Annotated in this window: 1 protein-coding gene; it reads left to right on the forward strand. The window is 68.6% G+C overall.

Annotated elements, in window-relative coordinates; translation table 11 throughout:
* On the forward strand, positions 1-1,597 hold a 1,597-nt coding region (locus tag ABZ340_RS36555; RefSeq protein WP_358786210.1), incomplete at both ends, for a dihydropteroate synthase.

Below are 1,597 nucleotides of genomic sequence, written 5' to 3' on the forward strand. Positions count from 1 at the left end.
TCACCCCGCCGGCGCGGGACCCGCAGCCGGAGCCGGGCGCCGCCTCCCTCTACCAGAGCGTGCCGTTCCGGCAGGACACGTCCTACCTGGCGATCGGCGAGCGCACCAACGCCAACGGGTCGAAGAAGTTCCGCGAGGCCATGCTGGAGGGCCGCTGGGACGACTGCGTGGAGATGGCGCGGGAGCAGATCCGCGAGGGCGCGCACATGCTCGACCTGTGCGTGGACTACGTCGGCCGGGACGGCGTGGCCGACATGGAGGAGCTGGCCGGCCGCTTCGCCACCGCATCCACCCTGCCGATCGTGCTGGACTCCACCGAGGTGGAGGTGTTGCGGGCGGGCCTGGAGAAGCTGGGCGGCCGCGCGGTGATCAACTCGGTGAACTACGAGGACGGCGACGGCCCCGAGTCGCGGTTCGCCAAGGTCACGGCGCTGGCCAGGGAGCACGGCGCGGCGCTGATCGCGCTGACCATCGACGAGGAGGGCCAGGCCCGCACCGCCGGGAAGAAGGTCGAGATCGCCGAACGCCTGATCGACGATCTGACCGGCAACTGGGGCATCCACGAGGAGGACATCCTCGTGGACTGCCTGACCTTCACCATCTGCACCGGCCAGGAGGAGTCCCGGGGCGACGGCATCGCGACCATCGAGGCGATCCGCGAGCTGAAGAAGCGCCACCCCAGGGTGCAGACCACCCTCGGTCTGTCGAACATCTCCTTCGGCCTGAACCCGGCCGCCCGCATCCTGCTCAACTCCGTCTTCCTGGACGAGTGCGTGAAGGCCGGCCTGGACTCCGCGATCGTCCACGCCTCGAAGATCCTGCCGATCGCCCGCTTCGACGAGGAGCAGGTCACCACCGCTCTCGACCTGATCTACGACCGCCGCAGCGAGGGCTACGACCCGCTCCAGAGGCTGATGGAGCTGTTCGAGGGCGCCACCGCCAAGTCGCTGAAGGCGTCCAAGGCCGAGGAACTGGCCGCCCTGCCGCTGGAGGAGCGCCTCAAGCGCCGCATCATCGACGGCGAGCGCAACGGCCTGGAAGCCGACCTGGACGAGGCCCTCACCCGGCGCCCGGCACTGGAGATCGTCAACGAGACGCTGCTGGACGGGATGAAGGTGGTCGGCGAGCTGTTCGGCTCCGGCCAGATGCAGCTGCCGTTCGTGCTCCAGTCCGCCGAGGTGATGAAGACGGCGGTGGCCTACCTGGAGCCGCACATGGAGAAGACGGACGAGGCGGGCAAGGGCACCATCGTGCTGGCCACCGTCCGCGGCGACGTGCACGACATCGGCAAGAACCTCGTCGACATCATCCTGTCCAACAACGGCTACAACGTCGTCAACCTCGGCATCAAGCAGCCGGTCTCGGCGATCCTGGAGGCCGCCGAGGAGCACAAGGCCGACGTCATCGGCATGTCCGGGCTCCTGGTGAAGTCCACCGTGATCATGAAGGAGAACCTGGAAGAGCTCAACCAGCGCGGTCTGGCCACCCGCTACCCGGTCATCCTCGGCGGCGCCGCCCTCACCCGCGCCTACGTCGAGCAGGACCTCCACGAGATCTACGAAGGCGAAGTCCGCTACGCCCGCGACGCCTTCGAGGG

It is taken from the genome of Streptomyces sp. NPDC006134, from assembly GCF_040628835.1.
Lineage (GTDB): Bacteria > Actinomycetota > Actinomycetes > Streptomycetales > Streptomycetaceae > Streptomyces.